General features: G+C 66.9%; 24 protein-coding genes, 1 tRNA gene and 2 pseudogenes. 7 read left to right on the top strand and 20 right to left on the bottom strand.

Annotated elements, in window-relative coordinates; translation table 11 throughout:
- Window positions 1-8: 8 nt before the first annotated feature.
- From ACXMDP_RS11710 to ACXMDP_RS11700, 3 genes are all read right to left on the bottom strand, one after another.
- Window positions 9-626: a cytochrome b/b6 domain-containing protein gene (locus ACXMDP_RS11710; protein WP_457766892.1), complete on the bottom strand. Its 618-nt coding sequence runs from the start codon at window positions 624-626 to the stop codon at window positions 9-11.
- A 125-nt stretch (window positions 627-751) separates the two neighbouring features.
- Window positions 752-1,102 (bottom strand): cupin domain-containing protein, encoded by a 351-nt coding sequence (locus ACXMDP_RS11705; RefSeq protein ID WP_457766891.1) that lies wholly within the window; start codon window positions 1,100-1,102, stop codon window positions 752-754.
- Window positions 1,103-1,437: 335 nt separating this feature from the next.
- On the bottom strand, window positions 1,438-2,046 hold the full coding sequence (locus ACXMDP_RS11700) for a TetR/AcrR family transcriptional regulator (protein WP_457766890.1): 609 nt from the start codon (window positions 2,044-2,046) through the stop codon (window positions 1,438-1,440).
- Between the two features lie 178 nt (window positions 2,047-2,224).
- Here ACXMDP_RS11700 and ACXMDP_RS11695 point away from each other — a divergent pair, with 178 nt between their 5' ends.
- The gene (locus ACXMDP_RS11695) at window positions 2,225-2,830 is read left to right on the top strand and encodes a glutathione S-transferase family protein (RefSeq protein WP_457766889.1); all 606 of its coding nucleotides are present in this window, start codon (window positions 2,225-2,227) and stop codon (window positions 2,828-2,830) included.
- A gap of 15 nt (window positions 2,831-2,845) precedes the next feature.
- Window positions 2,846-3,391: a pyridoxamine 5'-phosphate oxidase family protein gene (locus ACXMDP_RS11690; protein ID WP_457766888.1), complete on the top strand. Its 546-nt coding sequence runs from the start codon at window positions 2,846-2,848 to the stop codon at window positions 3,389-3,391.
- Between the two features lie 350 nt (window positions 3,392-3,741).
- Here ACXMDP_RS11690 and ACXMDP_RS11685 read toward each other — a convergent pair whose 3' ends face one another.
- The 5 genes and pseudogenes from ACXMDP_RS11685 to ACXMDP_RS11665 all read right to left on the bottom strand — a co-directional run bounded on the left by ACXMDP_RS11685 (window position 3,742) and on the right by ACXMDP_RS11665 (window position 6,199).
- Window positions 3,742-4,110, bottom strand: a complete 369-nt coding sequence (locus ACXMDP_RS11685; RefSeq protein WP_457766887.1) for an AbrB family transcriptional regulator — start codon at window positions 4,108-4,110, stop codon at window positions 3,742-3,744.
- An 80-nt stretch (window positions 4,111-4,190) separates the two neighbouring features.
- Window positions 4,191-4,304, bottom strand: a complete 114-nt coding sequence (locus tag ACXMDP_RS11680; protein ID WP_457767225.1) for an excalibur calcium-binding domain-containing protein — start codon at window positions 4,302-4,304, stop codon at window positions 4,191-4,193.
- Window positions 4,305-4,534: 230 nt separating this feature from the next.
- Window positions 4,535-4,615, bottom strand: a pseudogene (locus ACXMDP_RS11675) (thermonuclease family protein); the annotation flags it as partial.
- Between the two features lie 124 nt (window positions 4,616-4,739).
- Entirely contained in the window at window positions 4,740-5,552 is an 813-nt protein-coding gene (locus ACXMDP_RS11670) for an ABC transporter permease (RefSeq protein ID WP_457766886.1), read from the bottom strand.
- Window positions 5,549-6,199, bottom strand: a complete 651-nt coding sequence (locus ACXMDP_RS11665; RefSeq protein ID WP_457766885.1) for an ABC transporter ATP-binding protein — start codon at window positions 6,197-6,199, stop codon at window positions 5,549-5,551. The genes ACXMDP_RS11670 and ACXMDP_RS11665 overlap by 4 nt, the downstream gene beginning before the upstream one ends.
- A 46-nt stretch (window positions 6,200-6,245) precedes the next feature.
- Here ACXMDP_RS11665 and ACXMDP_RS11660 point away from each other — a divergent pair.
- Window positions 6,246-6,410, top strand: a pseudogene (locus ACXMDP_RS11660) (SOS response-associated peptidase family protein); the annotation flags it as partial.
- Window positions 6,411-6,460: 50 nt separating this feature from the next.
- Window positions 6,461-6,778, top strand: coding sequence for an SOS response-associated peptidase family protein (locus ACXMDP_RS11655; protein WP_457766884.1), 318 nt, complete (start codon window positions 6,461-6,463; stop codon window positions 6,776-6,778).
- 167 nt (window positions 6,779-6,945) lie between these two features.
- Here the strand turns inward: ACXMDP_RS11655 and ACXMDP_RS11650 are convergent, their stop codons facing one another.
- Genes ACXMDP_RS11650 through ACXMDP_RS11640 form a run of 3 tightly spaced genes read right to left on the bottom strand, consistent with a single transcriptional unit; the run spans window position 6,946 to window position 9,145 of the window.
- Complete coding sequence (locus tag ACXMDP_RS11650; RefSeq protein WP_457766883.1) at window positions 6,946-8,151, bottom strand: AAA family ATPase; 1,206 nt, start codon at window positions 8,149-8,151, stop codon at window positions 6,946-6,948.
- A 5-nt stretch (window positions 8,152-8,156) separates the two neighbouring features.
- The gene (locus ACXMDP_RS11645) at window positions 8,157-8,552 is read right to left on the bottom strand and encodes a hypothetical protein (protein WP_457766882.1); all 396 of its coding nucleotides are present in this window, start codon (window positions 8,550-8,552) and stop codon (window positions 8,157-8,159) included.
- A 20-nt stretch (window positions 8,553-8,572) separates the two neighbouring features.
- A complete protein-coding gene (locus tag ACXMDP_RS11640) occupies window positions 8,573-9,145 on the bottom strand; it encodes a hypothetical protein (RefSeq protein WP_457766881.1) in 573 nt (190 codons plus the stop codon).
- Window positions 9,146-9,238: 93 nt separating this feature from the next.
- Between ACXMDP_RS11640 and ACXMDP_RS11635 the strand changes: the two genes are divergently transcribed.
- Complete coding sequence (locus ACXMDP_RS11635) at window positions 9,239-9,613, top strand: hypothetical protein (protein ID WP_457766880.1); 375 nt, start codon at window positions 9,239-9,241, stop codon at window positions 9,611-9,613.
- Between the two features lie 100 nt (window positions 9,614-9,713).
- Here ACXMDP_RS11635 and ACXMDP_RS11630 read toward each other — a convergent pair whose 3' ends face one another.
- From ACXMDP_RS11630 to ACXMDP_RS11600, 7 genes are all read right to left on the bottom strand, one after another.
- Window positions 9,714-10,079 carry a hypothetical protein gene (locus ACXMDP_RS11630; protein ID WP_457766879.1) on the bottom strand — a complete coding sequence of 122 codons (366 nt, stop codon included), beginning with the start codon at window positions 10,077-10,079 and terminating at the stop codon, window positions 9,714-9,716.
- A 222-nt stretch (window positions 10,080-10,301) separates the two neighbouring features.
- Window positions 10,302-10,490, bottom strand: coding sequence for a DUF1651 domain-containing protein (locus tag ACXMDP_RS11625; RefSeq protein WP_457766878.1), 189 nt, complete (start codon window positions 10,488-10,490; stop codon window positions 10,302-10,304).
- A 35-nt stretch (window positions 10,491-10,525) separates the two neighbouring features.
- Window positions 10,526-11,068 (bottom strand): SLOG cluster 4 domain-containing protein, encoded by a 543-nt coding sequence (locus tag ACXMDP_RS11620; protein WP_457766877.1) that lies wholly within the window; start codon window positions 11,066-11,068, stop codon window positions 10,526-10,528.
- Window positions 11,065-11,343: a galactose oxidase gene (locus ACXMDP_RS11615; RefSeq protein ID WP_457766876.1), complete on the bottom strand. Its 279-nt coding sequence runs from the start codon at window positions 11,341-11,343 to the stop codon at window positions 11,065-11,067. Before ACXMDP_RS11615 ends, ACXMDP_RS11620 begins: the two co-directional genes overlap by 4 nt.
- 529 nt (window positions 11,344-11,872) lie before the next feature.
- Window positions 11,873-12,292, bottom strand: coding sequence for a heavy metal-responsive transcriptional regulator (locus ACXMDP_RS11610; protein WP_233133043.1), 420 nt, complete (start codon window positions 12,290-12,292; stop codon window positions 11,873-11,875).
- A 68-nt stretch (window positions 12,293-12,360) separates the two neighbouring features.
- A complete protein-coding gene (ileS, locus tag ACXMDP_RS11605; RefSeq protein ID WP_457766875.1) occupies window positions 12,361-15,387 on the bottom strand; it encodes an isoleucine--tRNA ligase in 3,027 nt (1,008 codons plus the stop codon).
- Between the two features lie 56 nt (window positions 15,388-15,443).
- A complete protein-coding gene (locus tag ACXMDP_RS11600; protein ID WP_457766874.1) occupies window positions 15,444-16,490 on the bottom strand; it encodes a Ycf66 family protein in 1,047 nt (348 codons plus the stop codon).
- 54 nt (window positions 16,491-16,544) lie between these two features.
- On the opposite strand from ACXMDP_RS11600, the gene ACXMDP_RS11595 reads away from it, so the two are divergent.
- Window positions 16,545-16,626, top strand: a tRNA-Leu gene (locus ACXMDP_RS11595).
- A 53-nt stretch (window positions 16,627-16,679) separates the two neighbouring features.
- The gene (locus tag ACXMDP_RS11590; RefSeq protein WP_457766873.1) at window positions 16,680-18,509 is read left to right on the top strand and encodes a mechanosensitive ion channel family protein; all 1,830 of its coding nucleotides are present in this window, start codon (window positions 16,680-16,682) and stop codon (window positions 18,507-18,509) included.
- Between the two features lie 89 nt (window positions 18,510-18,598).
- Here the strand turns inward: ACXMDP_RS11590 and grrA are convergent, their stop codons facing one another.
- Both grrA and grrP read right to left on the bottom strand, forming a co-directional pair.
- Complete coding sequence (gene grrA / locus ACXMDP_RS11585; protein ID WP_094513327.1) at window positions 18,599-19,003, bottom strand: GrrA/OscA1 family cyclophane-containing rSAM-modified RiPP; 405 nt, start codon at window positions 19,001-19,003, stop codon at window positions 18,599-18,601.
- Window positions 19,000-19,881: an extracellular substrate binding-like orphan protein GrrP gene (gene grrP / locus ACXMDP_RS11580; protein WP_457766872.1), complete on the bottom strand. Its 882-nt coding sequence runs from the start codon at window positions 19,879-19,881 to the stop codon at window positions 19,000-19,002. Before grrP ends, grrA begins: the two co-directional genes overlap by 4 nt.
- Window positions 19,882-19,955 lie beyond the last annotated feature (74 nt).

The following is a 19,955-nucleotide window of genomic DNA, read 5'->3' as shown; positions in this document are numbered from 1 at the left end:
TGATGCCATCAGGCGAACATCGAGCGCAGCAGCCTCAGGCCGCCGATCCGCCAGGAGAGCAGCACGTGGGTGAGCGTCAGCAAGGCGATGGCGGGGATCGTGGCCAGGTGGCTGATCCGCAGGGTCTGCCAGCTCGTGGCACCGAACACCTCTCCGAAGCTGAACAGGCCCGAGAGCCACCAGAACTGGGCGGGTTTGTACATGGCCAGGCCCGTAATCAGGCCGAAGGCCAGCAGGATCAGCATCAGGGTGTACACCAGCCTGTGGGCCGAGAGCCGCCGCTTGGTGGTGTTCTGGCTGGCCCTGAGCGTGCCGATGTCACCGGGGTCCGCCAGCTTTTGGCGGCGTTGCCGGATCAGCAAAGCGATCCAGACGCCGAGATTGAGGGCGTAGAGACCCATGAAGCCGAAGTGCCAGTCGCGACCGCCAGCTAGCCAACCGCCCAGGGTGAAAAGCTCCGGAACGGTGGCCCCGCCCCGGCCGCCGAAGACGGGATTGGCGTTGTAGATCTGCAACCCGCTGGCGGCCATCACCAGCAGCACGAGCAGGTTGAAGCTGTGGAAGGCCCGGGTCCAGAGCGGATTGTGGCGGAGGCGGTTGGTGGCCTTGGCCGGAGCCTCTGGCATGGCAGGAGGGGATGGGAGGGAAGCTGAGGGAACTCCACCATTTCAATACCGCTCAGCCGCCGCCGCGGATTGCCGGTGCTGCCTGAGGGGAGGGCTCCAGGCCTGCAACCAGACCTGCAAGAGGCCTACAGCGGCTCGAAGCCCGATGCCGCAGGAGCCACGACGGAGACGAACACCAAAGGCTCGCTCCCGTTGTTGTAGACGCCGTGGACTTCACCGCGGTGCGCCACCACCACATCTGCTGGCGCGATCGGAATGGACGCTGCCGTTGCTGCGATTTGGTACTGCCCTTGTCCTGAGAGGATCGTCCAGGTGTCTTGCCCTGTTGGGTGAACGTGCGCCGGGATTGTCTGGCCAGGTTTGACATGCCAAGCAACGATAACGGCGTCAGCTGACTCGCTGATGACGGAGCGAATCGGCTCACCATCTGCCGGCTGCAGAAAGTCGGCGACCTTGAAGAATCGCTGCTTATTCATCGTGGATCCAAGCTGGGTGTGTGGTGAAGCGCAAGTAGCGAGCCAGAGTGTTGTTGTTTCGGCAATAGCAAAACGACCGGTTGGGCGAGGCGGCTCGAGGGTCTATGCCGTCCACAGTATCGTCAATCCAATGAGATCATTCCAACAGTTTCTTCATGTATGGCTGAGATTTGTGGCGTGTGGTAAGCCGGTCAACGCGTCTCGGAAGTGGAAACACTGTAAGGAGGCACACCCGATTCCGTCCTGATGGTCATCTGCCGATCCGCGCTGAAGGTGTGCCATGAGCGCCGAAGAACAGGCTTGTTGATGCGCATCGCCTGGAGTCAGACTCGCACTCAGGCAGCGGCGAGCAGAACCGCGGCAGCGTCTCGGGCGTGGGTGGCAGCCTGTGGATCGCGCTCCAGGAAGCTGAGCACCAGGGCACCTTCCAGCAAAAGGTGAAGTTGGCGGGCCAGGCGCTGCGGCTCAGCGATGCCCAGCTCGCGGCATTGCCCCTCCAGCAGCTCCCGGCAGCCGGCCTTGAAGGCATCCGCCGTCTGGCGCGGCCGCTCGCCGGGCTCGGGGTATTCGCTGGCCGCCTTGATGAACAGGCAGCCGTGGAACGCGGGCGAGCGCACCCAGTCGGCCAACCAGTCGAAGACCGCCAGGATCCGGCCATGGCTGCCGCCGGTTGCCGTTGCCAGGCGGGCGGCGAGGCTGGAGGTGATTTCGCCCGCCAGGCGCTCAAGCACGGCGGCGATCAGCTCTTCCTTAGAGCCGAACTGCTTGTACAGGGTCATCTTGGCGACGCCGGCCTCGGCGAGCAGCGTGTCGATGCCCACGGCCCGGTAGCCCTGGCGGGCGAAGAGCTCCTGGGCGGTGCTCAGCAGAGCCTCCCGCTTGGCCGAAACCTTGGCCGAGGAGGTCCCGGCCGGCAATTTCCTAGTGGTGGCCTGCTCAGGCATGACGATCACGATCTGCAGGCACCCTAGAAGATAGACAGAACAGTCTGCCACCTTTCTAGTGGTCAGACAGGTCGGTCTACTTTGTTCGATTCCCGCGGCCATCGTCTCGGTCCTGCTCTGCCCCCGTGCGGCACCCCTGGTTGCTGCTCTCGCCTCCAACCCCACACCTCTCCTCGCCATGCTTCGCCTCCACGGCCACGAACTCTCCGGCAACAGCTACAAGGTTCGCCTGCTGCTCGAGCTGCTCGGCGTCCACTACGACTGGATCCGCGTCGATCTGATGGCTGGCGAGCACAAGCAGCCCGCCTTCCTGGCGCTCAATCCCTTCGCTCAGTTGCCTGTGCTGGAGGAGGACGGGACCACCCTCACCGACGCCCAGGCGATCCTCTTCTTCCTGGCCGCCCGCCAGGGGGATGGCCTGTGGCTGCCCACCGATCCCCTTGAGCAGGCCCGGGTGGTCCGCTGGCTCTCCACCGCCGCCGGCGAGGTGCGGCAGGGCCCTGAGAGCGCCCGCTTTCACCACCTCTTCGGCGTCAAGGCGATCCCGATCGAGCGCGCCACCGAAAAGGCCGACTTCATCCTCGAGCAGTTGGAGCGGCACCTGAGCCAGCGGCTCTGGCTGGAGCTGGACCGCCCCACCATCGCCGACATCGCCGTGTTTCCGTACGTGGCCCTGGCGGGGGATGGGGGGATCGATCTGGCGCCGTACCCCAACGTTTGCGCTTGGATCGCACGGATCCAGGCACTGCCCGGCTACGTACCGATGAAGGGCCTGGGCGCCTGAGAGGAGAGCCCAGCAATGACCCAGGCCTACGGCCAGAGCCAGGGCGTACCCCCGGCGCCGGAGCCCGATCGCCTCGGCCCGAAAGAGACCGCCATCATTAGCGCCCGCGACAGCTTCTATCTCTCCAGCCTCACCGAAACGGGTGCGCCCTACATCCAGCACCGCGGCGGGCCGGTCGGGTTCCTGCGGGTGCTCGATGAGTGCACCCTGGGGTTTGCCGATTACGCCGGCAACCGCCAACTGCTCACCACCGGTCATCTGCGGGGCGATCCGCGGGTGGCCCTCTTCCTGATGGATTACCCCGCCCGGCGGCGGCTCAAGATCGATGGCAAGGCCGAGGTGATGCCGCTTGACGCGGAACCAGCTCGGACCGGGGGGCATTGGCTGCGACCGCAGGATTCCGAGGCAGGTTCGATAGAGCGCCTGTTTTGCATCCGGGTGGAGGCTTTCGACTGGACCTGCCCGCAGTTCATCACGCCCCAGTTCACGGCAGCAGAAGTGGAGGAGCGGGAACGGCCCCTGCGGGAGCACATCGCCGTTCTCGAGCGCCAACTGCTCTAATTTCAATCATGAGCTCCGGATCCAGACCCTGAAGGATGAGGAACGCTGATGAACACCTCATTCCTGCCGGTAGGCAAGCCGTTCACCCCAGGCCTGAAATACCCGTAGCCACGATTCCCCTGCTGCAGCGCGTCCAAATCAACGCTCTCGACCCGCAGGGGACGCTGAGCCGCCTCGACCCGGTCACATGAACCGAAGCGCAACGGAGTGCCACCGAAGGCACTCCGTGACGAACTGGTTCTGCGCCATGCCTGCGAGCGACTCAGTTACTCAGGCTAGGGAAAGCTCTACATCACGTAAATATCGGCTAACCCTTGGCCGAAACATGTTGGTTGATTCAGCCCCGTTCTTCACTCCTCTTCCGCGGTACCGGCGGGAATCAGCCGGATCTGCTTCTTGCCCAGCTTGATCGCGAACTCATCGCCTGGCTTGATGCCAAGCAGACCTGTGTAGGCCATGCCGACCAGCAGGTTGCCATTGCCTTGCACCTTGGCGATGTAGCGCAGACTGCGGCCACCTTGGCCTTTGCCATTGCCACAATTCATGCCGAGGCTGGCGCCCTTGGCTTCCGGCAGCGCCTCATGGAAGGCGGTGAAGTTCAGCCGTTCACCACCATCCTTCTTGCTGCTCACATAGCCGGCGGCTCGCACCAGATCGGATTTGGAGGCCTCACCCAGCCCCTTGACTTTGGCGAGCAGTTCAGATCCAGTGAGCGCCATGGTGGTGATGCATCAATCGGCTGGACCGTAACGATCAGGCTGTTGGCGGCCAGAACAAGAAGGTGCGGGTGTCCGTCCCTTCAGCGGAGGCTTTCGCAGGCTTCGCCATCACCATTTCCATCCAGATAGGTATGCCCTTTGCGCAGCAACTCCTGCGCGCGTGCAAAGGAGCCGATCTCACCGCAGCGAACCATCCGGCCACCAGGAATCGACCCGGCGGCACTGACGGATCGCCCCTAGCTTCTTCCGCGCCGGAAGTCCCAGGGGCGGGTGATGCCGCCCGGCACCCTCCACACCCCGTAGCGGTTGCGGGAAGCCCGGAACTCGGCATCCTGATACTCCTTCGCGTCGCATTGGGCAAGGTATTTGCGGTAGGCGTAGACGCAGGCCTGCGGAGCAGATCGGCCTGGCCGTCCTCCACCATCGCCAGGCCGAGATTGATCTCTCCGATCACCTCGGCCACGGTGCGGCCGTAGCGATCGATGGTCTGCGGGATCAGCCGCACATTGCTGCCGATTCGCAACCGGCTCAGCAGATAGCTGAGGGCTTTCTTGCCATCGGCGGCCTGAGCCCTCTCCGTCACCGTTCAGCTCGATCCTCCACCACCACGCCGCCAAGGCCGTAAGGACCTACCCGCCAACGTTGTGCAAACGATCAAGCCGTAGTTGATGGTCGGCGCTGGTGAGCCGCCTGTAGGCCAGGCCAACGACGCCGAACACCCCCAGGGCCGTCGCCGAAGCGATCATGAACAGGATCACGATCTGGTAGCGAACAGCCGCTTCCGGCGCCGCCCCCTGGAGGATCTGGCCGGTCATCATCCCCGGCAGGCTCACCAGCCCCATCACCATCATCGAGTTGATCGTGGGGATCATCGCCACGCGGATGGCGTCACGCACCACCTCCTGGCAGGCCTCCCAGCGGGTCGCCCCCAGGGCCAGGGCCGTCTCCACCCGATCGCGTCCGCTGCGCAACCCCTCCATGAAGCGATCGAGCCCCAGGGAGATGCCGTTGAGCGTGTTGCCCAGCACCATCCCCAGCAGGGGGATCAGATACTGGGGGTCATACCAGGGATGGGGCTGGATCAGCCCCGCCACCGCCAGGCCGGTGACCAGCGCCGAGGAGGCCATCACCGAGAGCAGGCTGTTGAGGTAAATGCCGGCGAAGCGGCGCCGGGTGCGCTGGACGGCCGAAACCCCCGCGATCATGGCCATGGCCGCCCCCACCAGCACGATCAGCGGCGCCTGGTCCTGGCGGAACAGCCACTCGAGCACGAAGCCCACAAGCAGCAGCTGCACCACCATGCGCAGGGAGGCCACCAGCAGGCTGCGCGTCAGGCCCAGGCGCAGCGCCGCCGAAAGCCCCACGTTCACCAGGATCAGCAGGGCGGAAAGCGCCAGGCGGCCATCGCTGATCGTCAGGGCTCCGGAACTCAAGGGGGTCATGGGCGGAGCTCCAGGGTGCGGGTGGCGAAGCGTTGGATCTGCTCGCTGTCATGGCTGGTGAGCACGGCGGCGCGCGGTCCCGCGGCGAGCCACTCGATCAGCAGGGCCTCGAGCGCGGCTGTGGTGGTCCCATCGAGGGAGGCAGTGGGTTCATCCAGCAGCAGCACGGTCGGATCGAACTGCAGGGCCCGCAGCAGCGCCAACAACTGCAGCTCGCCGCCGGAGAGCCGCTCGGCGTCGTAGGACAGAAACGAGGGATCGCGCCCCAGGACCTGCAACCAGCCCGTGATCCGCTCATCACGCCAGCCCCCACGCCCCCGCAGCTCCTGGAACTCCCAGGGCGAGCGCAGGTTCGCCTCCACCGTTCCCCCATGGGCGATGGGCCGCTGGGCGAGGTAGAGCACCATCGAGCGCCAGCGGGGCAGACCCCAGGATGCCGGCGGGCGCCCCAGCAGGCTGACCGTGCCGGCCTGCAGGGGATCGAGCAGGGCCAGGGCTCGCAGCAACAAGGTCTTGCCCGCCCCCGAGGGCGCCACCAGCCCCAGGCGATCACCGGCGGCCAGCTCCAGACTCAGCTGGCTCCAGAGGAGTCGATCCCCCAACTGACGCTTGAGCTCCGTGGCGCGCAGGAGCAGAGGGCGGTCCAAGGCGGGGTGACAAGCCAGGACTCACTTTGATCGAAGCCGCCGAGGTGTGATCCGGCAGCAGCAGGGCCGGCCTGAGGTGGGCTACGCGCAGTGGGGCCTCGTGCCGAGCTGGCTGAAGGACACCCGCGGCAAGAGTCGGCCCATCAATGCCCGCAGCGAGACGGTGAGCCAGAAGCCGTTCTTTCGTGGACCCTGGCGCCATCACCGCTGCCTGCTGCCGGCCGATGGCTTCTACGAATGGCTGCCGCCGCCGGAAGGGGAATGGCCATGGCCCAAAAGGGAAGCAGCAGCCTTACTGGATCCGCCGCCAGGACGGCGGGCCCTTCTGGCTGGGAGGGCTGTGTGTGGGTCCACTGGAGCAGTCCCTATGGCAGCGAACTCCAGACCTGCTGCATCCTCACCACCACCCCCAACGCCCTGCTGCGTCCGATCCACGACCGCATGCCGGTGGTGATCAACGATGGATGGGAAGAGGCCTGGTTGCTGCCGGAAGAAGCAGCCGAGCTTCGGGGGTTGGAGGCGCTGATGGCCCCGTGGGATCCCGCCGGCTGGGAGGCGATTCCGGTGGACTGGTTGTGATGGTCCCGATCGCCCCGGTCATCGATTGGGGTCATGGCCGTCGGCTGAGCTGGAGTCGCCTTGAGGTGACAACACCGCAACTGCCTGCCCCTCTCCGGGCTCCTCAGCCGCTACCGGTGGGTGAGCGCCGCTCAGACGATCGGCGATCCCCTGCAGCACCCCACTGGTCAGGCCGGCCAGCGCCAGGCGGCCCGCTCCAGCACCGTCTGGCCGGGCAACAGAGTGGCCCCCAGCTCCCGCTCCAACCGCAATAGCCGGCAGTCTGCGCTGTCCTCCAGGGTGGTAATCAGGGCCTCGGCATGGGCCACCACCCACACCTGGGTGCGTTCGGCCACCGCGGCGATCAATCGCGCCAGGGGGGCCAGGAGATCGGGGTGGAGGCTGTTCTCCGGTTCGTTGAGCACCAGCAGCGGCGGCAACCGCGGGCTGAACAGGGCCGCCGCCAGCAGCAGGTAGCGCAGGGTGCCATCGGAGAGCTCCGGGGCTTCGAGTGGCCGCAGCAAGCCCGGCTGATGCAGTTGGAGGCGGAAGGTGGGCGCACTGGTTTCCACCGTCAGATGGCAGCCGGGGAAGGCATCGGCGATGGCGGCCTGGAAGGCATCTCCGTCGCCGATCTCCAGGATGGTCTGCACCGCCGCCGCCAGATCACCGCCGTCGGCGGCCAGCGAAGGGGTGCGGGTGGCGATGCGGCCGCTGCGGGCGGGGGCCTGGCGGTCGGTGCGGAAGCTGTCGTAAAAACGCCAACTCAGCATCGTGCGCCGCAGCTGAAACACCTCCGGGGCTTCGAGCGGATCGGAGACAGCGGCGAAGAGACTCTCGTGGGGCGAGACCTCCAGGGCGATCGGCACCGCTAGGCCCCCTTCTCCGCAGCGCTCCACCACCGCACCGGTGCGCTGCACCAACAGGCTGCGGGGATGGAAAGGGCCGCCGGCCCAGATCCACTCCCGCTTGATCTCCGGATCCAGCACGAAGGCACTGGTGTGGTCGTCGGCCCCATAGCCCAGCTCAATCGCGTAGGAGAGGGTTTCGCCGGCGATGCCCAGCCGCAACCGCGCTGCCTCCCGCCTGCTGCTGCTGCCCTGCACCGGCTGCTCTCCGCGGAACATCGCCGAGGAGGTGCGCTCCGGCCCGGCCCAGAACACCGCCGGCAGCCCCCCCTCGGCAGCAAGGGCCCCCACCAGATCACCACGGGCGGCGGCGCCAATCAGCCCCAACGATCGATACAGATTGCTCTTGCCGCAGCCGTTCGCCCCGCACACCAGGGTGAGCCCCCCCAGCGGCAGGGTGAGCTGCTGCAAGGAGCGGTAGCCCGCCACGGCTAGATGGGTGAGCGAACCAGCCGTTGCGCTGGCTGTGGTGAGCTGTCGCGACACGGCCTTTACGGCTGGCTAAGGATGCGGCTGCGGTTCTCGAGCATCAGGGAGGCATAGCGAGCCGCCAGATCAGAGAGCAGCTGCTGCCAGCGCGCCGCAGAGCGGGGGAGAGGCTCGATCACGCTGAACGTGGCCACCGGCAACAAGGCCTGGGAGGGGCCGACCCGGGGGCTGAGGCCGAGGGTGATGGCCACCAGACCCTTATCGGCGTAGGCATCGAGCAGCAGGTAGGTGGTCCAGCGCTGATCGGGGAACCGCAGGTCGTAAGCGGCCGGCAAGCCGTTGTTGAAGATCCTGCGCAGCTCACTCGCGGAAAAGCTGGTGCCGTTCTGCCGGTACTGCAGGTCATAGGCCCGGGCGGGAAGCACCAGGGCTGCAGCGATCAGAACGGACGCAGCCAAGCGGGAAGACAACGCCGGCATCAGAACTTGAGCACGCTGGTGGGCCGCAGGATCCAGCCCGCTTCGCCGGCCTTGAGCTTGTAGCAGATCTGCCGTTGGCCGCCTGTGGCCTTGGCGTTGCTGTCGCCTGGCTTATAAATCGGGAAGCGACGCGCCAGGCAGCTCTCCACCACCTGGAACTGGTCGTGGCCCTGGTAGCCCTGGGCGTTGGTACCCGAGAGTTCCGGCAGGGTGATCGGGGAGAGTTCGGCGCCTTCCATCACGGCGTAGGCCACCACTTCGCCGTAGCTGCCGCTACCGGCACCCTGCACGAAGACGTAGATCTCGGGCATGCCATTGCTATTGAGGTCGGCCACCTCAGCACCCACCACCTGGCCATTGACTGTCTGGCGAATCGGCTTGATCGGGGGCTTGGCGCCCGTGGTGGTGATCGTGATCTGCTGTTGGGAGCCCCCACCGCTGCTCTGCACCTGGAAGCCGATACCCTGCAGCTTCAGGGTTTGGTTGAAGGCTGCGCCCGCCCAGGCGCTGCCGGTGAGGGTGGTGGCCAGGAGCAGGGCGGCGGCGGTGCGCTGGGGGAACAGGCGCTTCAAGGAGGGAGGTGCTGGGCAGGTCTTCAGGATGGCGGGGAGAATCCCGGGTGTCGATCGGCTGGTGTGAAATTTCGCCCAATCGCCTGATGTGCCATGGCCCGTTCCTCCCGCCTCTGGCTGAGCCTGCATCTGGGGCTGGGCCTGGCCTGGATTGCCCTGCTGGCCAGCCGGGCTTCCACCGCGTCTGGAGTCGGCGCCACCGGGCCCCAGGTGTTCGTGATGCTGGTGGTCGCGGGCTGGCTGCCTTCGTGGGCCCTGGCCGCCTGGCAGGTGAAGCACCGAGGCTGGCGATCCCTGCTGCTCAGTGATCTGCTCGGGGCCAGTGTGCTGGTGCTGCTGACCATCAGCCTCTACCTGCCGCTGTTCTTATTCAACGTGGCCTGGTTCGTACCCCTGGCCCTGTTGCCGCGGGGCGTTCTGAGCGAGCTGTTGATTCGGCTTCTGCCTTCAGGTCGAATCACCCCATGACCTACGGAACGTCTTGCCGGCAAAGGAAGCTGATCTTCCAAAAGGAGCCTGATCCTTCAGGCTCCTACGCCCGCTAGCTACGGGGGCCACGTTTGGGGATTTAGATGCCCTGCTTGAACTCGGTGATCGTGCCCTTGCCGTTGACATTGCAATAGCCGCTGATCTTCTTGCCGCGGATTTCCCAGTTGTAGCTCATGCCACGCTTCTTGATGTCTGCGGTGCTGGTGGTGCCGTCGTCAATGCTCTGCTTCTCGGTGGCGCCGATGTTGACAACAGCATCGGACATGGGCACATCAAATTGTTCAACGACCCGCATTTTGCAGGCCTTCCCCCAGGTCGAGATCAGCCCTGATGCGGTCTGAGCATCGGCTTTCGGCGTGAAGCTCAGGGAGGCGATGAGGCCGAGAGCAAGGAAAGCGGCTGCGGAGAGCTGGCTGCATTTGCCGTGGCGCTGGGAGGGGGTCATGGGATCCCATGTGCTTGTAGATACATTATCACCATAAGGTTGTGCCCTTGGCGCCCTGGTAACAGGTGCTGATACCCCCTGTTGAGGGATGACCTTGAGCGCGGTGTTGGCACCTCTATCCGCCTGCCTGCTGGTTCAGCTGCTGCTCATCGGCACGAAGGCAGCCATCGCGGTTCTGAGTTCAGCTTGGTGGGAATCAATCGGTTTGGGCGGGGGTGGTGATCACCATTGAGGGCTGCAGGGCGTCCAGCCCGCCTGGCGCTTCTCGTCCCAAAGCTTCAGGGCTTCCTTCCTGCTCAGCTCTCGGCGTGATTTCAGCAGCGGGATCTCCTGATCGGGCAGCAACTCGCCGGTGGTGATCTCCAGCTGGTGCACTTCACGCTCCCAGCGGGTGGGGCGAAAGCGCAGCACGTGGCGGCCATCACTCAGCCAGCCCTCCTTAGGGGTTAGGGGGGCCCGGGGTGATGGCGGCCGGCTCTTGCTTCTGCGAGTCGGGCCTCAATCAACCGGCAGCACTCCTGCTCGTCGCTTGCGCTCTCAACCCTCACGCCGAGCGAGCAGAAGAACTCACGCCACAGCGGCGGCACCGCCAGCAGGATCAAATGCCTGCCTGCATTGAGCGCATGGGCGGCTTCTGAGGCTGTGCCTGGGCCTCCGCTCCCGCAGATCACCACCACATCGGCGCTGAGCACGTTGATCACGTTGCGGGCCTTGCCCATGCCGGTGAACAGGGCCAGATCCAGCTCCGCCGTGCATTGCCTGTCGTCACCCTTCCCTTCATCGGGCAACACCCCCACCACCAAGTGCCCCTCCACCCGCACTGCGCCACGGCTGGCCGCCGCCATCACCCCCGCCGGTCGGCCACCGGTGAGTAGCACCCATCCCCTGGTGCTGATGCACTCCCCCAGCTCCTCGGCCAGAGAAACAGCCTCAGCGGAGGCGCCCTCTCCGGCACCCATCACACCCACCACCGCACGCCGGCTGCTCATGTCACCTCCGGGCACCAGCCCCGCTGGCGCGTCATGTCCTCGGTCCAACCCTGGCAGCGGCGGGTGAGGTGCTCCCCTTGGGTCAGCAGGCCCTGGTGCAGCTGGCAGGTGAGGAGGGGGATGCAACTCACCCCCGCGTAATGCCGGAAGAAGTGGCAGGTGAGGCAAACCGTGTGGCTGCGGCTGGCCACCAGCACCTCCTGATCGAGGTAAGGCCACTCCTCTACTGGCTCCTCACGGGCAGCCCGCGGCCGGGAGCGAGGAGCGGAAGGCACTGGGAACACGGTAGTACGTAGCTACCAGTGTAGGTCGCGCGGAAAGGCTGGCAGGGGGTGAGAGCAGCTGGAGTCAAGCAAGCAGGCAGATGGTGACAGGGGGAGCTGCGCAACCGTCACGGCGAAGAACCTCAGTGGCTGCAGTGAATGTGAGGCTTTGGTGGAGGGCTTCTTCTGCACGTTTCCCCCGCACACGCGGGACTGCCCTCTACTCGGTACTTGTGCGGGCGCCAAGGTGAACGGGGACTTTGCCCCGCTCCCACGTGCCAGTCGTCAGCTTCTGAGCGGGCCCCACTCCGGCCATCGTCAACAGCTGCCGGAGGTACTGGCTTCACCAGCAGCCATGGAACCGCCTTGACCGGTGCGGCCGTGTCCGAAACGGGCAAGGGAGGGCTAGTCACACAACTACATGTTCCGTATGGCGGTCCAATAAAGGTCCGCCCCTCGGCTAGCACTGCAGGAAACCCAGTAACTGCAACGTATCTCAGGCCTTTGCCACCACTGTGCAAGTGGCTGATCCGCAGGCCGCTCAGATGTGCAGGTTCGGGCAGATTTCGCTGCCGTCGTCGACAGGATGGCGCTGCCAGCGGGCCAGCAGCTCCTTCAGCTCCGTCTTGAGGTGACGCAGATCACGGATCTGGTGATCGATCCGCTCAATCTGGTGCAGGAGCTGGGCCTGGATGCTGTCGCACGGCAGGGCGCCGGCGTCGTGGACGTTGAGGCAGGCCTGGATCTCCTCCAGTGTGAGCCCCAGGGTTTTCAGCCGCCGGATGAACTCCAGACGGCGCAGGCTGTGTTCATCGAAGAGGCGATAGCCACCCTCGCTGCGGCCGATCGCCGGCAGCAAGCCCAGGTCTTCGTAATACCGCAGGGTTTTCACCGGCACGCCGCTGCGCGACGCCAATGCCCCGATTTTCATTCCCCCTTGCCCCACGGCGGGACGCGCCATCGATCCCACTCTCCATTCGGCCAGTGAAGCTAGCGGCTGGAGCCGCTGATTCCGCCATCTGTGAATGGTCAGTCAGCAAGGATCTGCCGGCAGCGCCCACAGATACGACCGCTCACCCCTGGCGCCAGGGTGTGCTCCTCCACATCGGTGGTGTAGTGCCAGCAACGCTCGCACTTCTCGCCGTCGGCGTGGGCGAGCCGCAGCCTGAAGCCGCCACCGGTTTCGTTGCTGTCGTCGCTGGGGGTGTCGCCATGGTCTTCGGCCAGCACCACCGCCGGTGCTGCGCCCTCCAGCCGCACCGCCGACACCAGCAGCCAGTCGGCCAGGTTGTCGACCTCCGGGTGGGCGCTGCCTTGCAGCAGCTCCAAGGCCTCAGCCAGAGCGGCATCAACGCCGCTCAGCTGCACCTGCGCCTCCAGCGAGGCCCCCAGGTCACCGGCGCTGCGGCAGCTCTCCAGCTGCCGGTTCACCCGGGCCCGCAGGGCCAGAATGCGCTCCATCGGCGCCAGCAGCTCCGGCGCGCTCCACGCGGCCGGGGCGGTGGGCCAGCCGCGCTCGAACACCGACGCTTCGGCCACGGTATAGGGCAGGTTCTGCCAGATGTCCTCCGCCATGTGGCACAGCACCGGGGCGATCAACCCGGCCAGCCGCTCCACCACCAGCTGCAGCACCGTCTGGCAGCTGCGGCGACGGAAGGACCCGGCTGCGCTCACGTACAGCCTGTCCTTGGCGATGTCGAAGTAGACGTTTGACAGATCCACCACGCAGAAATTCTGCAGCGCCTGGAAGAAGCGATAAAAGGCGAAGTTGTCGAAATCGGCGCTCACCGCCTCAATCAGCGCAGCTGTGCGGTGCAGCATCCAGCGGTCGAGCAGGGGAAGCTCCGCCAACGGCACCACGTCGCCTCCTTCAGCGCGGGGCCTTGGGTCGAAATCGTGCAGGTTGCCGAGCAGATAGCGGGCCGTGTTGCGCACCTTGCGGCTCACATCCGCCAGCTGCTTGACGATCCCCGGACCCAGCGGCACATCGGCGGAATAATCCACCGAACTCACCCACAGCCGCAGCACATCGGCGCCGTAGGCCGGCTCCTGCTTCTCATTCTTGCCGCCCTCCACCAGCACCGCCGGATCCACCACATTGCCCAGCGATTTGCTCATCTTGCGGCCCTTCTCATCGAGGGTGAAGCCATGGGTGAGCACCCGCTTGTAGGGGGCGCTGCCGTTCACGGCCACGGAGGTGAGCAGGCTGCTCTGGAACCAGCCGCGGTGCTGATCCGAGCCCTCCAGATACAGGTCGGCGGGGTAATTGAGGCGGGTGACGGGGGGCTCCTGCGACCCCTCAGCGGTTTCGCCGGTCTGCAGGCCGCCCAGCACCGCCGCCCAGGAAGAGCCGGAGTCGAACCAGACGTCCATGGTGTCGGTGCCCTTGCGCCACAGATGCGCCTCGGCGGCATGGGCAGGGGGCAGCAACTCGGCTTCCTCCTTCTCCCACCACACATCCGAGCCGTGGGCGGCGATCAGTGCCTGGATGTGATCGAGGGTGGCCGCATCGAGCAGCACCTCGCCCGTTTCGCGGTGATAAAACACCGGGATCGGCACGCCCCAGGTGCGCTGGCGCGAGATGCACCAGTCGCCCCGTTCGCGCACCATCGCCTCGATGCGGTTGCGGCCACTGGCCGGCAGCCAGTCGACGGCGGCGATGGCGTCCAGCGCCTCGGCACGAAAGCCCTCCACCGAGGCGAACCACTGCTCGGTGGCCCGGAAGATCGTCGGTTTCTTGGTGCGCCAGTCGTAGGGGTAGCGGTGCGCGTAGCTCTCCTGCTTGAGCAGGGCGCCGGCCCCCTCCAGGGCAGAGATGATCGCCGGGTTGGCGTCCTTCAGCACGTTCAGGCCGGCGAACGGGCCCGCCTCGGCGGTGAGCGTGCCGCCTTCGTCCACCGGGCAGAGCACGGGCAGGCCCGCCTTGCGGCCGGTGTTGAAGTCGTCGACGCCATGGCCCGGCGCCGTGTGCACCAGGCCCGTTCCCGCTTCGGTGGTGATGTAGTCGCCGCCGATCACCACGGGGCTGCTGCGCTCCATCAGGGGATGGCGGTACACGACCCCTTCCAGCTCGGCCCCCTTCAACGCCAGCAGCGGCTCCAGTGGCAGCGCCAGGCTCTCGCGCAGGCTCTCCACCAGTGCCGTGGCCACGATCAGGTGGCGGCCCGGCTCCACCCGGCACACCGCGTAATCGAGTGCCGCGTTCACCGACACCGCCAGATTGGCGGGCAGGGTCCAGGGAGTGGTGGTCCAGATCGCCACGGCCAGGGCACCGGCAGCCGGTGTGGTGGCCGACTCCGCGCTGGTGAGACCGATGGCGGTGAGGCGTGCGCCCAGCCCCGCCGGCAGTTCCACCACCGGAAACGCCACGTAGACGCTCGGGGAGGTGTGGCCGTCGGGGTATTCCAGCTCCGCTTCAGCCAGGGCGGTGCGGGAGCTGGGGCTCCAGTGCACCGGCTTGAGGCCCCGGTAGATATGACCCGCCAGCACCATCTGACCGAAAACACCGATCTGGGCGGCCTCGTAGTGCTTCTGCAGGGTGAGGTAAGGGTGGTCCCAGTCAGCCCAGATGCCCCAGCGGCGGAAGCCCGCCTTCTGGCCCGCCACCTGCTCCAGCGCATAGGCGTGGGCGCGGCGGCGCAGCTCGATCGGCGTGAGCCCGCGACGCTCCTCGCTGCCCATGCCCTGCAGCACCTTGAGCTCGATCGGGAGCCCGTGGCAGTCCCAGCCGGGCACGAAGCGTGCCCGTCGCCCCTTCAGCAGGGCGTACTTATTGATGATGTCCTTGAGGATCTTGTTGAGCGCATGCCCCACGTGCAGGGCGCCGTTGGCATACGGCGGCCCGTCGTGCAGGGTGAACACCGGCCCGGGGTTGCTGCTGCTGAGCCGCTCGTAGAGGCGCTGCTCGGCCCAGAACGCCTGCAGTTCGGGTTCACGCGTCCTGGCGTTGGCCCGCATCCCGAAGGGGGTCTGCAGCAGGTTGAGGGTGTCCTTGTAGGACACCGGCGGGGCGGTCACGGCGCCTGGGGCAGCAACCGGGATTATCGGCCCCGGCATTCCCCGGCGGCAGCGGTGTGGTTGGGTGGAGGTCGCTTCTGAGCCTGCGAGCCGGCTCAGCGGGCGCTGGGTCCGGTCGGAGGATCGCCAGCCAGATTCGGGGGCTCGGGTTCGGCGATGGGCTCCGGCGTCCGCTCGTGGTCGGTGCGGGTTTCGGTGTATGCAGCCGCCGTGGCGCTGAGGCTGAGGTCGCCGGCGGGGATGCCCTGAGCGTCTGACTGGTACGGGGCTGGGCTGGGGTGAGTGGTCTCTGGGTCGTGATCGGCTGAAGGTTCAGCCTCAGCCTGAGGCTGCCCCTCTAGCCCGCGTTCAGGTTCGTTGCCGGCAACTGGCTCTGCGGAAGCTGCGGGAGCACCCGCCGCAGGGCTCACCGGCCCAGGACTCTCCTGGGCAGCACTTGGCTCTTCAGTACTTGGCTCAGCAGTACTCACTGCTGTGGTGCCTGCCGGATCCGGCGCCGTTGCCGTCTCCACGGTTTCCGTCACCGACGGCGGCTCCTGATCGACGGCGAGTGCTGCGCGCACGCGGGCGTCCACCTCTGCGAAGTCGCTCACCACCGCCAGCGGCGCTTCGGGGGCGTCAGCGGCCGCCGCTGGCGGAGCGGGAGCCGTGGGGGTCTCTGCGCCGGCAGGTTCGGGTCGCACCCAGCGCTTGGTGGTCTGGGATGGCTTGGCGGTGGTGGTCCTGCTGGAGAGGCTCGCGGAGACGGCGGCGCTGCGTTGCTTGAGCCAGCCGCCCAGCGCCATGGCCCGAGAGAACAGCAGCCCGCCGAGGGCGATCACGGTGGTGCCCAACTGGTTCAGGCTCGTCTGCCACCGCGCTGCAGACCAGAAGCTCTGGCGTTCCTCCTCGCTCAGCAGACGCCAGCGGCTCTGGCTCACCTCGGTGCTGAGCCGCCCGATCAGCAGCCCGCCGCAGAGCACCGCCAGCATCGGCGCGCCACTCAGCCGCTCGGCACTGGTGACCAGCACCAGGCCCAGCAGCAGCACCACCGCGCCCCAGAAGGCATCGCGCGGGCGGCTCAGCTCCGGCACCAGCAGCGGCAGGAGCAGCAGGGCGAGGCCGGCGAGCAGGGCCAGGGTTCCACCGAGGGTGGCAAGCATGGCCGTCGCAGCAGGGCGGCCCCATTCTGCGCCGCTGATTACAGTCGGTCTGCTGCCCACCTGGCGGAATTGGTAGACGCGCTGGTTTTAGGTACCAGTGGCTTCGGTCGTGGGGGTTCAAGTCCCCCGGTGGGCATGGCGCAGGCAGCATGAAGGCGCAGGCAACATGAAATTGACAGGGAAGACGGATTGACGAAGCCGGCGCGCAGGTGGCTGCTCGGGGCGCTGGCATTGGTGGTGGTGCTGCTGGCCATGGGGTCGCCGCTGCGTGCCACGCCGGCGGCCGTTCAGGTCCCCTCACCGGCGCGCCCCACCTTCACGGCCTCACCGCCCTCCCTTGATCGCGCCACCTCGATGGTGGCGGCCGGCAGCTACGAGGTGGCGATCGTGCGCATCCTCGGCATTCCCACCCTGATGGTGGCGTCGCCGGTGGTGGGAAACGGCAACGGAACTGGCAACAGCAACGGCCATGGCAGTGACGCGGAGACCGGTCCCGATGCGGAGCGCCGCGCCCAGGTGATCGAGGGCAACCTCCGCTTGCTGTACAACCCCACCGCCCTCTGCACCAACAGTGAACGGCTGGCCGAGTGGAGCCTGCTGCGGGCTCTGGGGGCCAACGATCCCGCCTGTGAGGGCGGTCTGACCGATGGCGTGCGTGCCGCCGCCGACGACCTCACGGTGGAGGTGCGGCAGCTGCCCACCGGCGCCGTGATCCTCGAGGCCACGGTGCCGGAGCGGCCCCAGCCGCTGCCGCTCCTCACCGTGACCTTTGCCGACGCCACCATGAACGGCACCACCGCGCTGGAACTGGGCCGGCGTTGGCAGGAGCGACTGCAGAGCCGCCTCCGCTACGCCCGCCAGGCGCTGCTGCCGCAGAGCCTGCGCCAGCGGTTGATGCTCTGCCTGCTGGCCATGGCCCTGGTGCTGCTGCTCACCGCTGGCACCTTCTGGCTGTGGCGCCGCAACCGCCTGGCCATCGCCACGCTCAAGGCACAGGTGGCGGCCCCGGCGGCGTTCGCGCTGGCGGCTCCGGTGGCGTCAGCGGCTCCAGCGGCGGCTGCCACGCGCGGGCTGCGCCTGCAACTGTTCGAGGCGCTGAGCGTCGTGCTGCTGGTGCTGGTGCTGCTGCAGCTGATGACGGTGGTGGCGCTGGGCCTGATGGCCATTCCCGGCGGCGTGCCGCTGGCCCTTGAGGTGCTGCTGCAGCCTGCGCTGGTGGCGATCAAGGTGCTGGTGTTCGCGTTCACGGCGCTGCTGGGCCGCGCCCTGGTGTCGTTTCTGCTGGATCAGTGGGCCGCCAGTGGCCGGGTGCCCGCCGACCAGCTGGCCCGCCGCGACCAGCGCCACCACAGCCTTGAACGCATCTTTCACCGGCTGGTGGATCTGGCCTGCATCGCCATCGCCGCCGGCTGGGTGGTGGTGGGCATCCCCGGCGTGCGCGAAACCTCTGCGTCGTTCCTGCTGGCCGGCGGCGCCGTGCTGGGCGGCCTGGCCATCGTGTTCCAGGGGCTGCTGCGGGATTTCGCCGCAGGCCTGGCGGTGCTGCTGGAGGATCGCTACGCCATCGGCGACTGGATCGAGATCGGCGACATCGAAGGCGATGTGGTGGATCTGAGCGTGCTGAGCACCCAGCTGCGCTGCCTGGATCAGCGGGTGGCGGTGATCCAGAACGGTGCCTTCGACCGGGTGGTGAACCACACCAAGATCCGCTCCGGCAAGTTGGTGGAGCTGCTGCTCTCCCATCGCATCGCCGACATCAACGCCGTGCTGGCGGTGATCGCCGAAGAACTCGACGCCCTCGGCCGCGATCCGCTCTGGGGGCCGCTGCTGCTGGCGGCCCCCTTCCTGCGCGGTGTCACCGGCACCGGCCCGCTCGGGATCACCGTGAGCATGCTGCTCACCACCCAGGCTGGTCAGCAGTGGGCCTGCAGCCGTGAGCTGCAGCGGCGCCTGCTCGACCGCCTCCAGCGGGAACGGATTCCCCTGTCTTCTCCCGCGCCTGTGTTGGCGTCTGACTGATTGGCCAGGACGCTGGGTTGGCCCCAATCGCGGCAGCGGCGGCCTTCGATCATTCGGCAGTTGTGAAGGGCGATCCTTTCTTCAGGCGATCACCAGTTGCGGAAAGCCCCGCCCCCGCCCCCGTTGACGAAGCCGCCGCCATAGCGGGCATTGACGAAGCCACCGCCGCCGTTAACGAAGCCGCCGCCGCCGCCGCCGTAATAGGGGTGCCCATTGACGAAGCCTCCACGGTTGGCCGCGTTGGCAAAGCCGCCCCGTCCGCCATTGGCAAAGCCGGCTGCCAGCAGGGTGGGATCCTCCGTGCCGTGCCCATGGCTGACGAGGCCCGCGTCCAGGCCGCCATGGGCGCGGAAGGCGGTGGCGATGCGGCGCAGACGGTCCTCAACTGACGCCTCAGGATGGGAGGCAACCGGCGCGGCGGTGGCGACTGGCAGGGTGAGCGCCGCCAGCGCCAGCAGGAAACCCAGCACGCCGGCTCGGGAGTGAATGCTCATGGTTTTGCTTCCGGAGTGGTGTCAGCTGGGACGCGGATCTGCTCATTGGTGAGCAGCACCATCTGAAAATAATCTTTGATCACTTGCGGCGGCAATTCCAGAATTCCACTGGGGCCCAACCAGCGATTCACGCTCTCGGTGGCATCACGATTGCCGTTGATATAGCCCTGAAGCAACTTGGCTATCGCCAGGTTCATCAGGTTGCGGAAGGTGGAATTGTTCTCCGGAATGATGCACCCCACCGCATAGCGCTGCAGTCCCACCCCGGGCACCAGGGCCAGACCCTTGGCGCCCGTTTTCGCCACGGCGCCTGCCAGCAGGATGGAATCGCCAGCCAGTGCCTCCACCCGGCCCGCCTGCAGCGCTGCAACGGCGGCATCGATCTCGGTGAGGGGCACCCGCACCGCCTTGGGCGCATAGCTCTTGATCGTGGCATCACCCAGCGAGCCGGCCAGCACACCGATCCGCTTGCCTTGCAACGAGGCGGCCGTGCCATCGAGCCCACCACTGCGGGTGAGCAGGCGGATTCCCGACAGGCTGAAGGGGATCGAATAGTCGACGAACATCTCCCGCTCCCAGGTGAACTGGACGCCGCAGGCCAGGTCGGTCTCGCCGGTGTGCACCTGTTTGAACAGGGTGTTCGCGTCGGGGGCGGAAGTGAACGCCAGCCGCACCGGACGGTTCAGGTAAGTGCTGGCTTCGGCGGCGATCCGCTCGGCCACATCAATTGACAGGCCTACCAACTGGCCCTTGCCGTCCACGAAGGAGTAAGGCACCAGGTCGGTGCGGCCACCCATGGTGATCACGCCGGTGCGCGCCGCCCGTTCCAGCACTGTTTCGGCGCGGGCGTTGACTGGCCACACCCAGGCGGCAAGCAACGCGGCTGCGCACCAGGGCAGCGCTGGCCAGCGGTGACTGGTCTTTGAACGGCCGCCTGGGCGGCGAGGCAGGC

Source organism: Cyanobium sp. ULC065 (genome assembly GCF_977927515.1).
The sequence above is the reverse complement of the archived record's forward strand: the minus strand, read 5'-3'. Positions and strand labels throughout refer to the sequence as shown.

What these genes read in the sequence shown, in the direction of transcription:
- ACXMDP_RS11705 (WP_457766891.1), bottom strand. Translation starts at nt 1,102, where the DNA reads ATGAATAAGCAGCGATTCTTCAAGGTCGCCGACTTTCTGCAGCCGGCA.
- ACXMDP_RS11695 (WP_457766889.1), top strand. Translation starts at nt 2,225, where the DNA reads ATGCTTCGCCTCCACGGCCACGAACTCTCCGGCAACAGCTACAAGGTT.
- ACXMDP_RS11680 (WP_457767225.1), bottom strand. Translation starts at nt 4,304, where the DNA reads ATGGTTCGCTGCGGTGAGATCGGCTCCTTTGCACGCGCGCAGGAGTTG.
- ACXMDP_RS11685 (WP_457766887.1), bottom strand. Translation starts at nt 4,110, where the DNA reads ATGGCGCTCACTGGATCTGAACTGCTCGCCAAAGTCAAGGGGCTGGGT.
- ACXMDP_RS11630 (WP_457766879.1), bottom strand. Translation starts at nt 10,079, where the DNA reads ATGACCCCCTCCCAGCGCCACGGCAAATGCAGCCAGCTCTCCGCAGCC.
- ACXMDP_RS11690 (WP_457766888.1), top strand. Translation starts at nt 2,846, where the DNA reads ATGACCCAGGCCTACGGCCAGAGCCAGGGCGTACCCCCGGCGCCGGAG.
- ACXMDP_RS11655 (WP_457766884.1), top strand. Translation starts at nt 6,461, where the DNA reads ATGGCCATGGCCCAAAAGGGAAGCAGCAGCCTTACTGGATCCGCCGCC.
- ACXMDP_RS11635 (WP_457766880.1), top strand. Translation starts at nt 9,239, where the DNA reads ATGGCCCGTTCCTCCCGCCTCTGGCTGAGCCTGCATCTGGGGCTGGGC.
- ACXMDP_RS11600 (WP_457766874.1), bottom strand. Translation starts at nt 16,490, where the DNA reads ATGCTTGCCACCCTCGGTGGAACCCTGGCCCTGCTCGCCGGCCTCGCC.
- ileS (WP_457766875.1), bottom strand. Translation starts at nt 15,387, where the DNA reads ATGCCGGGGCCGATAATCCCGGTTGCTGCCCCAGGCGCCGTGACCGCC.
- ACXMDP_RS11670 (WP_457766886.1), bottom strand. Translation starts at nt 5,552, where the DNA reads ATGACCCCCTTGAGTTCCGGAGCCCTGACGATCAGCGATGGCCGCCTG.
- ACXMDP_RS11620 (WP_457766877.1), bottom strand. Translation starts at nt 11,068, where the DNA reads ATGAGCAGCCGGCGTGCGGTGGTGGGTGTGATGGGTGCCGGAGAGGGC.
- ACXMDP_RS11610 (WP_233133043.1), bottom strand. Translation starts at nt 12,292, where the DNA reads ATGGCGCGTCCCGCCGTGGGGCAAGGGGGAATGAAAATCGGGGCATTG.
- ACXMDP_RS11710 (WP_457766892.1), bottom strand. Translation starts at nt 626, where the DNA reads ATGCCAGAGGCTCCGGCCAAGGCCACCAACCGCCTCCGCCACAATCCG.
- ACXMDP_RS11700 (WP_457766890.1), bottom strand. Translation starts at nt 2,046, where the DNA reads ATGCCTGAGCAGGCCACCACTAGGAAATTGCCGGCCGGGACCTCCTCG.
- grrA (WP_094513327.1), bottom strand. Translation starts at nt 19,003, where the DNA reads ATGAGCATTCACTCCCGAGCCGGCGTGCTGGGTTTCCTGCTGGCGCTG.